Source organism: Streptomyces sp. NPDC032161 (genome assembly GCF_040636995.1).
Taxonomy (GTDB): domain Bacteria; phylum Actinomycetota; class Actinomycetes; order Streptomycetales; family Streptomycetaceae; genus Streptomyces.
This window is the reverse complement of record NZ_JBEZVN010000002.1, coordinates 825,493-843,386: the sequence shown is the minus strand read 5'-3', so window position 1 is coordinate 843,386 and position 17,894 is coordinate 825,493. Positions and strand designations below refer to the sequence as shown.

General features: G+C 71.2%; 11 protein-coding genes and 1 tRNA gene. 10 read left to right on the top strand and 2 right to left on the bottom strand.

Annotation, left to right across the window (positions count from 1 at the left end):
• Positions 1-80 precede the first annotated feature (80 nt).
• From AB0E67_RS09475 to AB0E67_RS09445, 7 genes are all read left to right on the top strand, one after another.
• Positions 81-153 (top strand) — tRNA-Ala (locus AB0E67_RS09475).
• A gap of 535 nt (positions 154-688) precedes the next feature.
• Positions 689-3,556, top strand: coding sequence for a leucine--tRNA ligase (gene leuS / locus AB0E67_RS09470; RefSeq protein ID WP_362023116.1), 2,868 nt, complete (start codon positions 689-691; stop codon positions 3,554-3,556).
• Between the two features lie 171 nt (positions 3,557-3,727).
• Complete coding sequence (locus AB0E67_RS09465; protein WP_362023114.1) at positions 3,728-4,525, top strand: hypothetical protein; 798 nt, start codon at positions 3,728-3,730, stop codon at positions 4,523-4,525.
• A 108-nt stretch (positions 4,526-4,633) separates the two neighbouring features.
• Positions 4,634-5,479 carry a DegV family protein gene (locus AB0E67_RS09460; RefSeq protein WP_362023111.1) on the top strand — a complete coding sequence of 282 codons (846 nt, stop codon included), beginning with the start codon at positions 4,634-4,636 and terminating at the stop codon, positions 5,477-5,479.
• Between the two features lie 806 nt (positions 5,480-6,285).
• Entirely contained in the window at positions 6,286-6,939 is a 654-nt protein-coding gene (locus AB0E67_RS09455; protein ID WP_362023108.1) for a ComEA family DNA-binding protein, read from the top strand.
• A complete protein-coding gene (locus AB0E67_RS09450) occupies positions 6,936-9,533 on the top strand; it encodes a ComEC/Rec2 family competence protein (RefSeq protein ID WP_362023105.1) in 2,598 nt (865 codons plus the stop codon). Before AB0E67_RS09455 ends, AB0E67_RS09450 begins: the two co-directional genes overlap by 4 nt.
• Before the next feature lie 609 nt (positions 9,534-10,142).
• Positions 10,143-11,039: a YceI family protein gene (locus AB0E67_RS09445; RefSeq protein ID WP_362023102.1), complete on the top strand. Its 897-nt coding sequence runs from the start codon at positions 10,143-10,145 to the stop codon at positions 11,037-11,039.
• 26 nt (positions 11,040-11,065) lie between these two features.
• Here the strand turns inward: AB0E67_RS09445 and AB0E67_RS09440 are convergent, their stop codons facing one another.
• Positions 11,066-11,311 (bottom strand): hypothetical protein, encoded by a 246-nt coding sequence (locus tag AB0E67_RS09440; RefSeq protein ID WP_362023100.1) that lies wholly within the window; start codon positions 11,309-11,311, stop codon positions 11,066-11,068.
• Between the two features lie 272 nt (positions 11,312-11,583).
• Between AB0E67_RS09440 and holA the strand changes: the two genes are divergently transcribed.
• Complete coding sequence (gene holA / locus AB0E67_RS09435) at positions 11,584-12,570, top strand: DNA polymerase III subunit delta (RefSeq protein ID WP_362023097.1); 987 nt, start codon at positions 11,584-11,586, stop codon at positions 12,568-12,570.
• A gap of 531 nt (positions 12,571-13,101) precedes the next feature.
• On the opposite strand, the gene rpsT is transcribed toward holA, so the two are convergent.
• A complete protein-coding gene (gene rpsT, locus AB0E67_RS09430; RefSeq protein WP_073787504.1) occupies positions 13,102-13,368 on the bottom strand; it encodes a 30S ribosomal protein S20 in 267 nt (88 codons plus the stop codon).
• 215 nt (positions 13,369-13,583) lie between these two features.
• On the opposite strand from rpsT, the gene lepA reads away from it, so the two are divergent.
• Both lepA and AB0E67_RS09420 read left to right on the top strand, forming a co-directional pair.
• Entirely contained in the window at positions 13,584-15,458 is a 1,875-nt protein-coding gene (gene lepA, locus AB0E67_RS09425; protein WP_362023094.1) for a translation elongation factor 4, read from the top strand.
• 458 nt (positions 15,459-15,916) lie between these two features.
• A complete protein-coding gene (locus tag AB0E67_RS09420; protein ID WP_362023091.1) occupies positions 15,917-17,806 on the top strand; it encodes an AMP-dependent synthetase/ligase in 1,890 nt (629 codons plus the stop codon).
• The last annotated feature ends 88 nt before the right edge of the window (positions 17,807-17,894 follow it).

Here is a 17,894-nt window from a genome sequence, read left to right as displayed (position 1 = left end):
CGCGAAACGATTTGGTGGAGTGGCGGGGTCACCGGTAATGTTCTCGATGTCGCCACGGGGAACCGGAAGGCGGACAACGCGGGGCTATAGCTCAGTTGGTAGAGCGCCTGCATGGCATGCAGGAGGTCAGGAGTTCAATTCTCCTTAGCTCCACAGTGAAGAACGAGAAGCGGGTCATCCTTCAAGGGGTGACCCGCTTCTCGTATGCGTATGTCGGAAGCGCCGGGCGCATCGAGTGCGTCGAGTTCGTGCATCGGGCACATCGGGCACATCGGGTACCTACGCCGGGCTTGTGCGCCGGTGCGTGCCCCGGTCCGCGTGTCGGCCCACGCGCGGGGCGGCCGATCCGGCGCATCGGCCCGGCGAGTCGGTCGGCGCCGTGCGCGGAAGCGTGTCCCGAAGCGGGGGTTCGCCCGGGCGGTGGAACGTGAGCTGTGCGGAGGAGGCCCTGCCACTTGTCCGAGGGCCGGTCACGCCCGACCGGTTCCGGGGCCGTGCGGTACCCTGGCGCCATGCGTGCCGTACGCCTTCTGCTTAGCGAGCCGCGCTGATCAGTCCCGACCGGTGAGAATGCCTGGTCGGAATCGGCGCGGCGTCCCCTCCTGTGCGAGGGGATTTTTCGTTTCCGTAGACGCGTGTCCGTAGACGTGGGCGCTGGCAGATGACGATCGATGGAGCTTTGAGGACCATGAGCGAGACGAATTCCGCAGCCGAGGCGGCTGCGCCGCACCGCTACACGGCGGCGATGGCCGCCGACATCGAGGCACGCTGGCAGGACTTCTGGGACGCCGAGGGCACGTACGAGGCGCCGAACCCGACCGGTGACCTGGCGGGCGACCCGGAGCTGGCCGCCAAACCGAAAAAGTTCATCATGGACATGTTCCCGTACCCCTCGGGTGCGGGGCTGCACGTCGGACACCCCCTGGGCTACATCGCCACCGACGTCTTCGCGCGTCACCAGCGGATGACCGGGCACAACGTGCTGCACACCCTGGGCTTCGACGCCTTCGGCCTGCCCGCGGAGCAGTACGCCGTGCAGACCGGCACACACCCGCGGGTCTCCACCGAGGCCAACATCGAGAACATGACGGCCCAGCTGCGACGGCTGGGTCTGGGCCACGACAAGCGCCGCTCGTTCGCCACGATCGAGTCGGAGTACTACAAGTGGACCCAGTGGATCTTCCTGCAGATCTTCAACTCCTGGTACGACGCCGAGGCCGACCGGGCCCGTCCGATCGACGAGCTGGTCGCACAGTTCGAGAGCGGTGCCCGTCCCACCCCGGACGGCCGTGACTGGAGCGTGCTGAGCGCCGTCGAGCGCGCGGACATCCTGAGCGAGTACCGCCTGGCGTACGCCTCCGACGCGCCGGTCAACTGGTCGCCCGGCCTGGGCACCGTGCTGGCCAACGAGGAGGTGACGGCCGACGGGCGCTCCGAGCGCGGGAACTTCCCGGTCTTCAAGGCCAAGCTGCGCCAGTGGAACATGCGTATCACGGCCTACGCCGACCGGCTGCTGAACGATCTGGACGGGCTGGACTGGCCCGAGGCCATCAAGCTGCAGCAGCGCAACTGGATCGGGCGTTCCGAAGGCGCGCGGGTCGACTTCCCGGTCGACGGCGCGGACGCCATCACCGTCTTCACCACCCGGCAGGACACTCTGTTCGGGGCCACCTACATGGTGCTGGCGCCGGAGCACGAGCTGGTGGAGCGGATCGTTCCGGACGCCTGGCCGGAGGACACCCATCCGGTATGGACCGGTGGACACGCCACCCCGGCCGAGGCCGTCGCCGCATACCGCAAGCTGGCCGCCGCCAAGTCCGACGTGGAGCGGCAGGCCGAGGCCAAGGACAAGACCGGCGTCTTCACCGGCGCGTACGCGACCAACCCGGTCAGCGGCGAGAAGGTCCCGGTCTTCATCGCCGACTACGTCCTGATGGGGTACGGCACCGGCGCGATCATGGCCGTCCCGGCGCACGACGCGCGCGACTTCGCCTTCGCGCGCGCCTTCGAGCTGCCGATGCGCTGTGTCGTCGAGCCGTCGGACGACCGTGGCACGGACCCCTCGACCTGGGACGACGCCTTCGCCTCGTACGATGCGAAGCTGGTCAACTCCGCCAACGACGAGATCTCGCTGGACGGGCTGGGCGTGGTCGACGCCAAGGCGAAGATCACCGAGTGGCTGAAGGCGCACGGTGTCGGCGAGGGCACCGTCAATTTCCGACTGCGCGACTGGCTGTTCAGCCGGCAGCGCTACTGGGGCGAGCCGTTCCCCATCGTCTACGACGAGGACGGCGTCGCCCACGCGCTGCCCGAGTCGATGCTGCCCCTGGAGCTGCCGGAGGTCGACGACTACTCGCCGCGCACCTTCGACCCCGACGACGCGGACACCCAGCCCGAGACGCCGCTGTCCCGGAACGCCGAGTGGGTCAACGTCACCCTGGACCTGGGCGACGGCCCGAAAAAGTACCGCCGCGAGACCAACACCATGCCCAACTGGGCCGGCTCCTGCTGGTACGAGCTGCGCTACCTGGACCCGCGGAACGACCGGAAGCTGGTCGACCCCGCGATCGAGCAGTACTGGATGGGCCCGCGCGAGGGGCAGCCGACCGGGGGCGTCGACCTGTACGTCGGCGGCCAGGAGCACGCCGTGCTGCACCTGCTGTACGCCCGCTTCTGGTCCAAGGTGCTGCACGACCTGGGGCACATCTCGTCCTCCGAGCCGTTCCACAAGCTGTACAACCAGGGCATGATCCAGGCGTACGTCTACCGGGACAGCCGAGGTATCGCGGTCCCGGCGGCCGAGGTCGAGGAGCGTGACGGGAAGTTCTACTACCAGGACGAGAAGGTCAGCCGCGTCCTGGGCAAGATGGGCAAGTCCCTGAAGAACGCCGTCACGCCGGACGAGATCTGCGCCGAGTACGGGGCGGACACGCTGCGCCTGTACGAGATGGCCATGGGCCCCCTGGACGTCTCGCGGCCGTGGGACACGCGTGCCGTCGTCGGCCAGTTCCGGCTGCTGCAGCGGCTGTGGCGCAACATCGTCGACGAGGAGACCGGCGCGGTCACGGTCGTCGCCGCGGACCCGGACGAGGAGACGCTGCGCGCGCTGCACAAGGCGATCGACGGGGTCGGCCGGGACATGGCCGGCATGCGCTTCAACACCGCCATCGCCAAGGTCACCGAGCTGAACAACCACCTGACGAAGACGGGCGGCCCGGTGTCCCGGAGCGTCGCCGAGTCGCTGGTGCTGCTGGTGGCACCGCTGGCCCCGCACATCGCCGAGGAGCTGTGGCGGCGTCTGGGCCACACCGGATCCGTGGTGCACCAGGACTTCCCCGTCGCCGACCCCGCGTACGTCGTGGACGAGACCGTGACCTGTGTGGTGCAGGTCAAGGGCAAGGTCAAGGCGCGCCTGGAGATCCCGCCGACGATCTCGGACGAGGAGCTGGAGGCCCAGGCCCTGGCGGACCCGGCCGTGGTCGCCGCCCTGGGCGGTGCGGGCATCCGGAAGGTGATCGTCCGGGCGCCGAAGCTGGTCAACATCGTTCCCGCCTGAACGGCGGTGGGCGTCGCCGCGTGACGGGCACGGACAGGCGACCGGCAGGCCGCCCCGTGTGACTGGGGGCGTTCCCCTACGGGCAGGTTGGGGGTTCCGAAGGAACCCGCGGCCTGCCCGTAGCGTTTACGGTGGAGTGGCCGGCACCGATACGACACCCGAGGGGCGCTCATGGAAGCCGTGATCCTGATCCTGGGATTGCTCTTTTTCGCGTTCATCGCCCTGGGGGTGTACGCGAGCGTCAAGGCCATCGGCGCGGCGAAGCGGGGTGTGGACCGCACGATCGTCCAGGCACGCCGCGCGGTCGAGGACACCACGCTGCGCGCGAAGAGCTACGGCCAGACGGGTGTGGGCGGAGAGCTCGCGCAGCTGCGGCTCTCGCTGCGCACGTCGATGCGGGCCACGCAGGAGGCGCTGCGGGCGGGGGTCGTCGAGGACGCCTCGCTCTCGGAGTCACTGGACCTCTTCCGGCGGCTCAGTGTGCACGGACGCGAGCTCGACGAGGATCTGAGGAAGCTGGAGCGCGAGCCCGACCGGGCGACGGTCGCCGCACTGCTGCCGGAGCTGAAGGAGCGCACGGAGCGGATCACGCATTCGGCGGACTCGCTGCGCTGGGCCGCCCGGGACCGGGCACGGCGGTTCGTCGACGACGATCTGGAGGCGCTGAACGCGCAGATCGACATGGAGGCCGGAGCGCTGCGGCACTGGACGGTCGAGCCGAACGAGCCCGTCCGTGAGCGGAGCCAGGACCCGCGGCCCGACGCTCACACGCAGACCGACGGTCGTGCACAGGCAGAGGGCCGGGGGCAGGCCGATCGTGGCGGGCAGGGGCAGGGGCAGGGGAACGGGAACCAGCGGCACGAGCACGGGGCGGCCGACGGCCGGGAGCGGGCCATACCGGCTCCGGACCCCCGTATCCAGCCCGAATACCCGTGGCAGAAGACGGCTCGGCCGGAAACGACGACCTGAACCGTTCGGTGGCCGAAAGCGCCAGGATGTGGCCTGAAGTCAGCGGGAGCGGTCCATCGGTCGGGGTCGGACTGCCGAGCGGTGGGCCCGCCAGGTAACCTCCCGCTCATGTCCCGCCATGTCGCGATCGTCACCGATTCCACGGCCTATCTGCCGCCCGAGGCGATGGAACGGCACGGCATCATCGCGGTGCCTCTGACCGTCGTCCTCGGCGATCAGGCCCTGGAGGACGGCACGGAGCTCTCCGCCCGCGAGCTCGCCTCGGCGCTCCAGAAGCGCCGCCCCGTGACGACGTCCCGGCCCAGCCCGGAGGTCTTCGCGGCTGCGTACCGAGCGGCGGCCGACGCCGGAGCCTCCGGCATCGTCTCGCTCCACCTGTCCGCCGAGATGTCGGGCACATACGACGCCGCGCTGCTCGCGTCGAAGGACGCGCCGGTTCCAGTACGTGTGGTGGACACCCAAATGGTCGCCATGGCTCTCGGGTTCTGCGCGCTGGAGGCGGCGGAGACGGTGGTGGAGGGCGGAAGCCTTGACGAGGCCGTCGCGGCCGCGGAGAAGCGGGCCGCGGGCACGTCCGCGTACTTCTACGTCGACACGCTGGACTATCTGCGCCGGGGCGGCCGTATCGGCGCCGCTCAGGCGCTGTTGGGATCGGCGCTCGCGGTGAAGCCGCTGCTTCGGCTGGAGAGCGGCCGTATCGAGCCGCTGGAGAAGGTACGGACGGCGTCGAAGGCGATCGCGCGTCTGGAGGAGATCGTCGCGGAGGCGGCGGGCAGCACGCGGGTGGATGTCGCCGTGCACCACCTGGCGGCGTCGGAGCGGGCCGAGCGGCTCGCCGAACGGCTGCGCGAGCGGGTGCCCGGCCTGGTCGATCTGCACGTCAGCGAGGTGGGTGCGGTGATCGGCGCGCACACCGGACCCGGTCTGCTCGGAGCGGTGGTCTCGCCACGCTGAGGCCGGACCGCTCCCGGCTTTCGACTCCGGGCCCGTGTCCGTTGGTACTGGGCCCGCGCCCGTTGGCACTGGCCCGCCCCGTCGGCTCTCGGCCCTCGGCCCTCGGCCCTTGGATCCCGTCTTCGGTTCGGAGTCGCAGTCCGCGGATGCTGTCTTCGGCTCGGAGCCGCAGCCCTCGGGTTCGATGTCCGGCTCGTGGTCTGCGACCGGTGGGCCTCGGGGCCTCCGGCCTGTGGGACTCCCGGCCCGCGTTCCGGCCGGTCCCCGGATTTCACTCCTCGGTGTGGCCGAGTTGTTCACAACTGGCTCGTTGTCCACCGAAATCGGATCGGCCCAGCAGGTTCGGGTGAATGTGCCTACCGTCGTGAGGCATGACTCTGCGAACACTCCGTACGACCAGCACACTTCGCGCGACCGATGGCGGCAGTAGCAGCGGACCGGGGCGTGGTCGTGGCGGCTCCGGTCTCGGCCCCGGACGACGACGGCGGGCGTCGCGTGGGAGCAGGGACGGTGTGGCTGCGACCGCGCGCCGTCGCGCGGACGCGCTCATGGGAGGGGCGGACGGTGAACCGGGCACGCGGTCCGTGCCTGGGGCGCCCACCGGTCCGGACCCCGACCCGCTCGTGGCGCCGGGCCCGTTACCTGGGACGGCACCGGACGCCGCCCTCACACCGCCCCTTCGTTCGAGCACGACGCCCCCACCGGCCCCGCCCCCGGGGAACGGCTCCGCACTGCCGGGCCTGCGGGCGCGGACGGGGCCCGCGCTGCGGAAGCGGATTCCGGTATGGCTGCAGCTCAGATGCGGGGTGGAGCCCAAGACCCTCGCCGCACTGGCCGTTGTCCTCGCTGTGGCCGTGGGCTTCGCGGGGGCACATTTCTGGTCGGCGCGTCCGCATCCCGTGCGGCCCCCAGACCTGGTCGGCGAGGCCGCACGGGCCGGGGCGGCGCGCCCAGCGCCCGGTGACGCCGCGGTCCCCGGGCCGTCGCCCGGAGCAAAGCCCGTCGCAGAGGAGGCCGCTCACGTCGTCGTGGACGTGAGCGGGAAGGTGCGGCGGCCAGGGATCCAGCGACTGCCGTCCGGTGCCAGGGTCGCCGACGCGCTACGGGCAGCGGGCGGAGCCCGGTCGGGCGTCGACCTCACCGGGCTCAATCGGGCGCGGGTTCTCGTGGACGGGGAGCAGATCGTGGTGGGTGCCCCGCCGGGCTCTCCCGTCGTCGACGGCGGGGCATCCCCCGGCGGCACGGGCGGCGGTTCCGGCTCCGCGACCGGGCCGGTCAGTCTCAACAGCGCGACCGTCGATCAACTCGACACACTGCCGGGCGTCGGACCGGTGCTCGCTCAGCACATCATCGACTACCGCATGCGGCACGGCGGCTTCCGGTCGGTCGACGAGCTCCGCGAGGTCAACGGCATCGGTGACCGGCGGTTCGCCGACCTCCGGCCATTGGTGGGGCCATGAATCCGGCGCAGACCCACGCGGTGCCGGACAGCCGGCCGGTGTCGAGCGATCGGCCCGGGGCGTCAGACCCTCGGCGGGAGGGGCCGGCGGATCTGAGGCTGGTCCCACCGGCGATCGCGGCGTGGGCCGGGGCGGCACTCGCGCTGAGCGCGCCCGGGTGGTGGACGGCGACGGGCGCGATGCTCTGTGTCGGCACGGCCCTGGTGCTCCTGGCGCTGCCGAGGGTCTCGACGGCCGGTGGGCCCCGCAGGCCCGGAGCCGGCACCGGGGGAGAGGCGGCCGACGGCGGGAGCGGGGCGGGCGGACGGTGGTCGTACACCACCGCGACCGCCATCGCGGCGGTGCTGCTCTGCGCCGCCGTCGGTGCCGCGTCGGCAGGACTGCACAGCGCGGACGTGCGGAAGGGGCCGGTACACGACCTGGCGCAGCGCTTCGAGAGCGTCGAGGCGGAGGTGACCGTGACCTCCGACGCCCGGCGGACCGTGCCGCGGGTGCGCGGGGACCACAGCACACCCGTCTCGTTCCTCATCGACGCCGAGATCACGCGGCTGACCGGGCCCGACGGCGCGGTCACGCGGCTGAGCACGCCGGTGCTGCTGATCGTCCCGCCCGGCGGGTCGACGGACCGGTGGCAGCAGTTGCTCCCCTCCACCCGACTGCGCATCGGCGGCCGGCTGGCGCCGCCCCTGCACGAGGGGGAGCGCAGCGCCGCTGTGCTGCGGCCGGAGGGCAAGGGCCCACCCCGCATCATCGGGCCGCCCTCCTTCGTCCAGCGCACGGCGGGTGCGCTGCGGGGCGGCCTGCGGCAGGCGACCGAGCGGCTCGATCCCGACGCCCGGGCGCTGCTGCCCGCGCTGGTGGTCGGCGACACGTCCCGGATCTCGCCGGAACTGCACGAGGCCTTCCGGGCCACCGACCTCACCCACCTGATGGCGGTCTCGGGTGCCAATCTGGCCATCCTGCTGGCCCTCCTGATCGGGCCGCCGGGCACCGCGCTGCGCGCCGAACGTCGTGGCCTGGCGCCCCGGTTGGGCATCCCGCTGCGGCTGACAGCGTTGCTCGGCGGAGGGCTCACGCTCGCCTTCGTCATCGTCTGCCGGCCCGAGCCGAGCGTGCTGCGGGCCGCGGCCTGCGGACTGATCACCCTGCTCGCCATCGGCACGGGCCGCCGCAGATCGCTGATCCCGGCCCTGGCCGCAGCGGTCCTGCTGCTCGTGCTGTACGACCCGTGGATGGCGCGCAGTTACGGCTTCGTCCTCTCCGTGCTCGCCACCGGGGCCCTGCTCACCATCGCGCCCCACTGGAGCGGCGCGCTGCGGCGGCGCGGGTTCCCGCCCCGGGTGTCCGAGGCGCTGGCCGCGGCCGCCGCCGCGCAGGCGGTGTGTGCGCCGGTCGTCGTGCTGCTCGCCTCGAGGGTCAGCCTGGTGGCGGTCCCGTGCAATCTGCTGGCCGAGTTCGCGGTGGCCCCGGCCACGGTCCTGGGGTTCGCCGCGCTCGCCGTCGCGCCGGTGGCCATGCCGGTGGCGGAGACGCTCGCCCGGGTCGCCGGATGGCCCGCCGGGTGGATCGGCTCGGTGGCCCGCACCGGGGCGGCGCTGCCCGGGGCGGCGATCGACTGGCCCGACGGCGGGAAGGGGGCGTTGCTGCTCGCCGCGCTGACGGTCCTGGTGGTGCTGTTCGTCCGTCGTGCGGTGCGCCACCCATGGGTCTGTGCGGCGGCCGCGCTGCTGCTGGTCCTCGCGGTGCTCCGCCCGGTGCCGCTCACCCGGGTGCTGACCGGATGGCCGCCTCCCGACTGGGCGTTCGCGATGTGCGACGTGGGGCAGGGGGATGCGCTGGTGCTGGCCGCAGGGGGTGCCAGGGGCGTGGTCGTCGACACCGGGCCCGAACCGGGGCTCGTCGACCGGTGTTTGGACGAGCTGAGCATCTCCGAGGTGCCGCTCCTAGTGCTCACACACTTCCACGCGGACCATGTCCGGGGACTGCCGGGGGTACTCCGCGGCAGAGCGGTGGGGGCAATCCAGACGACGAGCCTGGACGAACCCCCGGACCAGGCCGCGTTCGTACGGAGAACGGCCGCCGCGTCGGGCGTACCCCTGATCCGGGCCGTCCCCGGTGAACGGCGACGGCTCGGTCCGCTCGACTGGCAGGTTCTCTGGCCGACGGGTGGCGTGGGGCCGGGCGGGGCGGCGGGCGGTGCCTCCGTGCTGCCGGGGGAGTTCCTGCCGAGGGAGCCCAACAACTCCAGCATCACGCTGTACGTCCGGACCGGCGGGCCGACGCTGTTGCTCCTCGGCGACCTCGAACCCCCGGCCCAGCAGGGGCTGCTGCGAAGACACCCGCAGTTGCCGCACGTGGACGTGCTCAAGGTGGCCCATCACGGTTCCGCTCATCAGGACTCCGCTCTGATACGCGGCGTGCACCCGAGGCTCGCCCTGGTGAGCGTCGGCAGGGACAACCCGTACGGGCACCCCTCCCCGCGCACCGTCGACGCGCTCAGGGCGGGTGGCGCGGTGGTGCTTCGCACGGACACGGACGGCGCGGTCGCCGTGTCGGGAGCCGGGGCGGGACTGCGGGCGGTCGGTCGCTCGTGAACGCCACCGCGGCGTACCGTCATGCGGAATGCCCGCGCGGGCATGTCGTCGTGGCCGTGATCGGCCGCGATCGTGGCCGCGGACCGCTTCGTGGCCACGGCCGTGCGGACGGTCGTCGGGTTGCCTCGGACCACGGTCAGCCGCTGTGGACCGCTTCGTGGCCACGGCCGCGAGGACAGCCGTCGGGCTGCCGTAGACCGTCGTCAGCCGCAACGGACCGCTCTGTGGCCCCGGCCATGCGGACCGTTGCCAGCCGCCACGGACGGCCGTCGGCGGTCCGTCGTGGGACGTCGGCCTGGCGAGAACGGCGTAGGGCGCGGGAGGGGGAGGTTGCGGGGCGCCCGGGCGGTGTGACGTCGACCGCAGGGCGCGGTGGGCCGGGCAGTTCGTCAGCGGGGAGCCGGTGTGCCACGCCACCGACCGTGGCGCAGGCGGAACGGTCAATTCGGACCTTCGGTAACACCTCTACGCAAGCACCTGCGAGCTGCTCCGTTTGCCTCGAACGCCACAAGAGTGGTCGAATGCATGCTCGTCGGTGGGCCGGTGCTCCGACGCGTATGTCCAGTAGTCAGGCCCCAAGGTGACTCACCCCGAGGGGGTAGGCAAGAGATGTTCGGTCGCTGGCTGCGAAGCAGGGAAACGACGAACGTTCCGCGTGGCAACGCCCTCACCGGGCTGGATGTGCCGCACACCGCCGGAGTGCTCAGCTGCCGCGTGCTCGACCCGGTCAACGATGCCGTCCAGCAGGCCGAGTTCGTCGTCACGGACGGCGCGGGCCGGAAGGTCGTCGGCGGTGAGACGGATCCGTACGGCAACATCCTCGCCACGGTCCCGGCCGGTGAGTACCGACTGGCCGTCACGGCCGAGGGCTTCACCCCGTTCCACGGCGCGGCCTCGGTCGTCGAGGGCGGCCACGCGAGCCTGGGTGACATCACCCTGCAGATCGCCGCGCCCCCGCAGCTCCCCGCACCGGGCGAGTGGGAGGTGGAGCCGACGCATTCGCAGATCGGCTTCACGGTCCGGCACATCGGCATGGCGCGCATCCACGGCCGGTTCAACACCTTCGCGGGTGCCGTCCGGATCGCCGACCGCATGGAGGAATCCGCCATGCACGTGGTCATCGACGCCGCGTCGATCGACACGAACGTCCAGATGCGTGACGACCACCTGCGGTCCAGCGACTTCCTGGACATCGGCCGCTACCCGACGATGGAGTTCTACAGCGACCGCTTCGTCCACCGCGGCGGCACCCGCTGGGGCGTGACCGGTGCCCTCACACTGCACGGCGTCAGCCGCACGATCACACTGGACACCCAGTACCTCGGCCTGGGCAGTGGTCTGGAGGGCGAGACCCGCGCCGCCTGCCGGGCCACCACGGAACTGCACCGCGAGGACTTCACCCTCACCTGGCAGACCATGCTGGCCCGGGGCATCGCCGCCGTCGGCTCCAGCATCTCCATCGACCTGGACATCCAGATCGTCCCCAAGGCCGGACAGGGGAGCTGACCAGGAGGGGGCGCACCCCACCGTCACTACGGGGTCTCGAGCCAGCCCTCGTGCTCCGCGGCGAGCGAGTCGAGAGCCGAAGCGTCCAGCCGCCCCGAGGGATCCTCCACGACCACCAGCCACTGGGCGTCCTCGGCGTCGTCCTCGCCGGCCAGCGCGTCACGTACGAGCTGGGGTTCCTCGTCCACCTCGAAACGATCGCCGAGTTCCTCGGCCACTTCCTCCGCGGCGTCGCGATCCGGCAGGACCAGCACATGTCTCACGTCACTCACCTGCCCATTCTCCCGTACGGAGTACGCCGCGCGGTCCCGTCCGGCAGGCAGCTCCGACGGGCGGCTCCAACGGCCATTCATGTGCCCGGTCTTCGTGCCCGGGATCCACACGATGCCGTTACCCCGGTGCGGCAGCCGGGCGAGCGAGACCTGCGCGGAGGCGCCTCGCACCCGTGAGCGACGTACACCGCGGAGGCGTACGGCCGTTGCGCGGCGGCCTTCGGGGGAGGGAGGCCGAGCGGTGTCAGTGGTGCGTGGGATGCTGGATGGCGATGGCCACCAGAAGGAATTCCACCGACGACCCGCTCGCTCCCGTCACGCTCGCCGTGGGACAGGAGGACCTGCTCCTCGACCGTGCCGTGCAGCAGGTGGTGTCGGCGGCCCGTGCCGCGGACGCCGACACCGATGTCCGCGACCTCACGCCCGACCAGCTTCAGCCCGGCACTCTCGCCGAGTTGACGAGCCCGTCGCTCTTCGCGGAGCGCAAGGTGGTGATCGTGCGCAATGCGCAGGACCTCTCCGCCGACACGGTCAAGGACGTCAAGGGGTATCTGGGTGATCCGGTCGAGGAGATCACCCTCGTTCTGCTGCACGCGGGCGGAGCCAAGGGAAAGGGCCTGCTGGACGCGGCGCGCAAGGCGGGGGCGCGGGAGGTCGCGTGCCCCAGGACGACCAAGCCGGCCGAGCGGCTCTCCTTCGTGCGGTCGGAGTTCCGGACGCTGGGACGGTCCGCGACCCCCGAGGCGTGCCAGGCGCTGGTCGACTCGATCGGCAGCGATCTGCGGGAGCTGGCCAGCGCGGTCTCGCAGCTCGTCGCGGACGTCGAGGGCACGATCGACGAGTCGGTCGTCGCGCGCTACTACACGGGCCGCGCGGAGGCGTCGAGCTTCACCGTCGCCGACCGGGCGGTGGAGGGGCGGGCGGCGGAGGCGCTGGAGGCGTTGCGCTGGTCGCTGTCGACCGGCGTGGCGCCCGTGCTGATCACCAGCGCGCTGGCGCAGGGGGTGCGGGCCATCGGCAAGCTGTCCTCGGCGCGGGGCGGGCGTCCCGCGGATCTCGCCCGTGAGCTGGGTATGCCGCCGTGGAAGATCGACCGGGTGCGCCAGCAGATGCGGGGATGGACGCCGGACGGCGTGGCGGTGGCGCTGCGGGCGGTCGCGGACGCGGACGCCGGGGTGAAGGGCGGCGGCGACGACCCGGAGTACGCGTTGGAGAAAGCGGTCGTGGCAGTCGCCAGGGCGGCGCGGTCGAGGCGCTGACCGGTACGGACGCGCCGACAGGCGCCAACACGGCCGGCCGTTCACGGGACCCGGTTCGAGGCACTGCCGGGTACGGGCCGGCCGGTCGTTCGCGGGGCCGGGCGCGGGCGCTGACCGGAGCGAACACCAAAACGGGGCCGGCCGACGTTCACACAGGGGACCCTGGGCCGGGGCGTGGATCCGGGCCGCGCCTCGACGACGCCGCCCGGGCCGGGGAGGGCAGAGCCTCCGAGGGAGCGGGACCAGGACCTCGCGGGGAGCGGAGCGCGGGAACGGCCCACCGGGCACGCGACAGGCCGTACCACCGGGCGCTCAGAAAGTCCGAAGCTACAGAAGTACAGAAGCGCAGAGAAGTACGGGAGCGCCGAAGACCCCGGCCCGCTCCGGGGAAGAGCGGGACCGGGGCCCTCGGGTCACATCTGGTGCGCCGCACCCGCGTGGCGAACGCAGGTTCGGTGTGCGGCGCGGGGGCCGGGCAGGGACGGGAGAGAGGGCCCGCTGGTCCGTTCCGGCAGGTGGATCTCAGACAGCTCAGCCCTGGAGGGAGGCAACCTTGGAGGCCAGCGCCGACTTCTTGTTGGCGGCGGCGTTCTTGTGGATGACACCCTTCGAGACGGCCTTGTCGAGCGCACGGGAGGCGTCGCGAGCGGCCGTGGTGGCCTTCTCGACGTCACCGGCGGCGACGGCCTCACGGGCCTTGCGGATAGCGGTCTTGAGCGAGGACTTGACGGCCTTGTTGCGCAGGCGCGCCTTCTCGTTCGTCTTGTTCCGCTTGATCTGGGACTTGATGTTCGCCACGAAAGAGCCTTTTCAGGTTCGTTGGATCTTCGATGCGTGCTCCGTGGCCCGGGAGAGTCGCGAAGCACAGCTGTCAACGGTACCAGCCGCGCTCCGACCGGCCCAAACCGGTCTCCGCCCCGCAACCATGGGACGATGGAGGCTACGTATCGATCCGACCGAACCGACATCGACCCGAGACACGGCGTTCGGCGTCTCAAGAATCAGGACCCTGCGTGCCCGCGACTCCTACCAACGTGCCCGAGCCGAGCCGTACCGACCCGGCGCTGATCCGCAACTTCTGCATCATCGCGCACATCGACCATGGCAAGTCGACCCTTGCCGACCGGATGCTCCAGCTGACGGGCGTGGTCGACCAGCGGCAGATGCGCGCCCAGTACCTCGACCGCATGGACATCGAGCGCGAGCGCGGCATCACCATCAAGTCCCAGGCGGTCCGTCTGCCCTGGGCCCCGACCACGGGCGAGGACCAGGGCCGCACCCACGTCCTCAACATGATCGACACCCCGGGCCACGTGGACTTCACCTACGAGGTCTCCCGTTCGCTCGCCGCCTGCGAGGGCACGATCCTGCTGGTCGACGCCGCGCAGGGGATCGAGGCCCAGACGCTGGCCAACCTCTACCTGGCGATGGAGAACGACCTCACCATCGTCCCGGTGCTCAACAAGATCGACCTCCCGGCCGCGCAGCCGGAGAAGTTCTCCGAGGAGCTGGCCAACCTCATCGGCTGCCAGCCGGAGGACGTGCTCAAGGTCTCCGCGAAGACCGGTGTCGGCGTGGACGCGCTGCTCGACCGGGTGGTCCAGGACATCCCGGCCCCGGTCGGCCGGGCCGACGCCCCCGCCCGCGCGATGATCTTCGACTCGGTCTACGACTCGTACCGCGGTGTGGTCACGTACGTCCGTGTCGTCGACGGCCAGCTCAACAAGCGCGAGCGGATCCGGATGATGTCGACCGGCGCGACCCACGAGCTGCTGGAGATCGGCGTCTCCTCCCCGGAGATGACCGCGGCCGACGGCCTCGGCGTCGGTGAGGTGGGCTACCTCATCACCGGTGTGAAGGACGTCCGGCAGTCCAAGGTCGGTGACACGATCACCTCCCAGAGTAAGGGCGCGGACGAGCCGCTGGGCGGTTACAAGGACCCCAAGCCGATGGTGTTCTCGGGGCTGTACCCGCTGGACGGCTCGGACTACCCGGACCTGCGCGAGGCGCTCGACAAGCTCCAGCTCAACGACGCCGCCCTCGTGTACGAGCCGGAGACCTCCGCCGCGCTCGGCTTCGGCTTCCGCGTCGGCTTCCTCGGGCTGCTCCACCTCGACGTGATCCGCGAGCGCCTGGAGCGCGAGTTCGGCCTCGAGCTCATCGCCACCGCGCCCAACGTGGTCTACCGCGTCGATATGGAGGACGGCACCGAGCACACCGTCACCAACCCGAGCGAATTCCCCGAGGGCAAGATCGACCAGGTGCACGAGCCCGTCGTGCGCGCCACGATCCTCGCGCCCAGCGAGTTCATCGGCGCGATCATGGAGCTCTGCCAGAGCCGGCGCGGCACCCTGCTCGGCATGGACTACCTCTCCGAGGACCGGGTCGAGATCCGCTACACCCTGCCGCTGGCCGAGATCGTCTTCGACTTCTTCGACCAGCTGAAGTCCAAGACGCGCGGCTACGCCTCCCTCGACTACGAGCCCACCGGCGAGCAGACCGCCCAGCTCGTCAAGGTCGACATCCTGCTGCACGGCGACAAGGTCGACGCGTTCTCCGCCGTCACGCACAAGGACAAGGCGTACGCCTACGGCGTGCGGCTGGTCGCCAAGCTGCGCGAGCTGATCCCGCGGCAGAACTTCGAGGTGCCGATCCAGGCGGCCATCGGTTCCCGGGTGATCGCCCGTGAGACCGTCCGCGCCATCCGCAAGGACGTCCTCGCCAAGTGCTACGGCGGTGACATCTCCCGTAAGCGGAAGCTGCTGGAGAAGCAGAAGGAAGGCAAGAAGCGGATGAAGATGGTCGGCAGCGTGGAGGTGCCGCAGGAGGCATTCATCGCGGTGCTGTCCACGGACGAGTCGGGCGGGGAGAGCAAGGGCAAGAAGTAAGCCCCCGCCCTTCCCCCGCCCGGGGGTGGCACTCCTGAGGCCCCGACGGGCCCCCGTGTCGCGGCGTACCGCGCGACACGGGGGCCCGTTTGTTATGAAGCGGCGGCCCCTTGCCTCTTACGCGGCGGACGCGGGCGCTCTACCCTGATCACGGCCTCGTAGTTACTCGCCAGTTAAACAAGTGGGGCCGGGTAGCGCGGGGTGAGCAGCGGGGGACGGGTGTCGCGGCCGCGCGGAACGTGTCCGGCTCGCGCGGGACGTGCGCCCCACGTGGACGCGCGGCCCGGACGGGACGGCGAGCACGCGGACGCACGAAGGAACGCGGTGCCGGCCCGAGGGAACGGAAACAGCAGCCCAGCAGGAAACGAACAGCTCAGCAGGAAACAAGCAGCCACACATAGCCACCAGCAGCGACCAGCAGCCGGTCGTGAAGTACTGCCGCAGGCCCGGAGGATGTCGTGAGCGACACACAGACCCAGATCGAGAACCGACCGCCCTCCGTGGCGAACCTCTTCATCGACCGCGTGGCGGCGACTCCGAACGGGGAGGCGTACCGCTACCCGGTCCCCTCGGCCACCGGCGAGGGACCCGATGACTGGAAGTCGCTGAGCTGGGCCGAGGCCGCCGAGCGGGTGTACGCGATCGCGGCGGGACTCATCGACCTGGGTGTGCGGCCGGAGGAGCGGGTCGCGCTCGCCTCCAGCACCCGGGTGGAGTGGATCCTCGCCGACCTCGGCGTGATGTGCGCGGGCGCCGCCACCACCACGGTCTATCCGTCGACCAACGCGGACGAGTCGGCGTTCATCCTCTCCGACTCCGAGAGCCGGGTGCTGATCGCGGAGAACGCGGAGCAGCTGGCCAAGGCCCGCGAACGCCGCGAAGGGCTGCCGAACCTCGCCCATGTCGTCGTCGTCGACCCCGAGGACGCCGGACCCGCCGAGGGCGACCCCGAGGGCTGGGTGCTCACCCTCGCCGATCTGGAGGCCCGGGGCGCGCGGTACCTGGCCGAGCACCCCGACGCGGTCGAGAAGCGGGTCGCCTCCATCACGTCCGACCAACTGGCCACCCTGATCTACACGTCCGGCACCACCGGCCGCCCCAAGGGCGTGCGGCTGCCGCACGACAGCTGGTCGTACATGGCCAGGGCCACCGTGGCGACCGGCCTGATCACCAAGGACGACGTCCAGTACCTCTGGCTGCCGCTCGCGCACGTCTTCGGCAAGGTCCTCACCTCCGGTCAGATCGAGGTCGGTCACGTCACCGCCGTGGACGGCCGGGTCGACAAGATCATCGAGAACCTGCCGATCGTCCAGCCGACGTACATGGCCGCCGTGCCCCGCATCTTCGAGAAGGTCTACAACGGTGTCGCCGCCAAGGCACGGGCCGGCGGAGGGGCGAAGTACAAGATCTTCCAGTGGGCGGCCGGGGTCGCCCGCGAGTACGCGGTGGCCTCGCAGGACAACTTCCGGCGCACCGGCGCGGCCTCCGTCCCGTTCGCCCTAGGGGCCCGGCACAAGATCGCCGACACCCTCGTCTTCGCCAAGATCCGCGAGGCCTTCGGCGGCCGGCTGCGCGCCTGCGTCTCCGGTTCCGCGGCGCTCGCCCCCGACATCGGCTACTTCTTCGCGGGCGCCGGCATCCACATCCTGGAGGGCTACGGCCTCACCGAGACCAGCGCCGCCTCCTTCGTCAACCCGGGCGAGGCGTACCGCACCGGCACCGTCGGCAAGCCGCTTCCCGGCACCGAGGTACGGATCGCCGACGACGGCGAGATCCTGCTGCGCGGCCCCGGCGTGATGCAGGGCTACCACGGGCAGCCGGAGAAGACCGCCGAGGTGCTGGAGGCGGACGGCTGGTTCCACACCGGGGACATCGGCGAACTGTCCGTGGACGGCTACCTCCGGATCACCGACCGCAAGAAGGACCTGATCAAGACGTCCGGCGGCAAGTACATCGCCCCGGCGGAGATCGAGGGGCGGTTCAAGGCGGTCTGCCCGTTCGTCTCGAACATCCTGGTGCACGGCGCGAACCGCAACTACTGCACCGCCCTCATCGCGCTCGACGAGCCGACCATCCTCGGCTGGGCCGCCGAGAACGGCCTGGGCGGGAAGCCGTACGCCGAGGTGGTGGCCTCCGCGCAGGCCGTCGAGCTCATCGAGGGCTATGTGCAGCGGCTCAACGAGGGGTTGCAACGCTGGCAGACCATCAAGACGTTCCGGCTGCTGCCCCGCGATCTGGACATCGAGCACGGCGAACTGACGCCGAGTCTGAAGCTGAAGCGGCCCGTCGTCGAGCGCGAGTACAAGGACCTCATCGAGGACATGTACGTGGGGGCCCGCGAGGTGTAACCGCGCAATCTCGCCAGGGCGCGGCGGCATCCGCGGGACGCCCGGCGCAACGGCCCCTCACCGCACCCCGTGAGGCCCGGTATCCGGG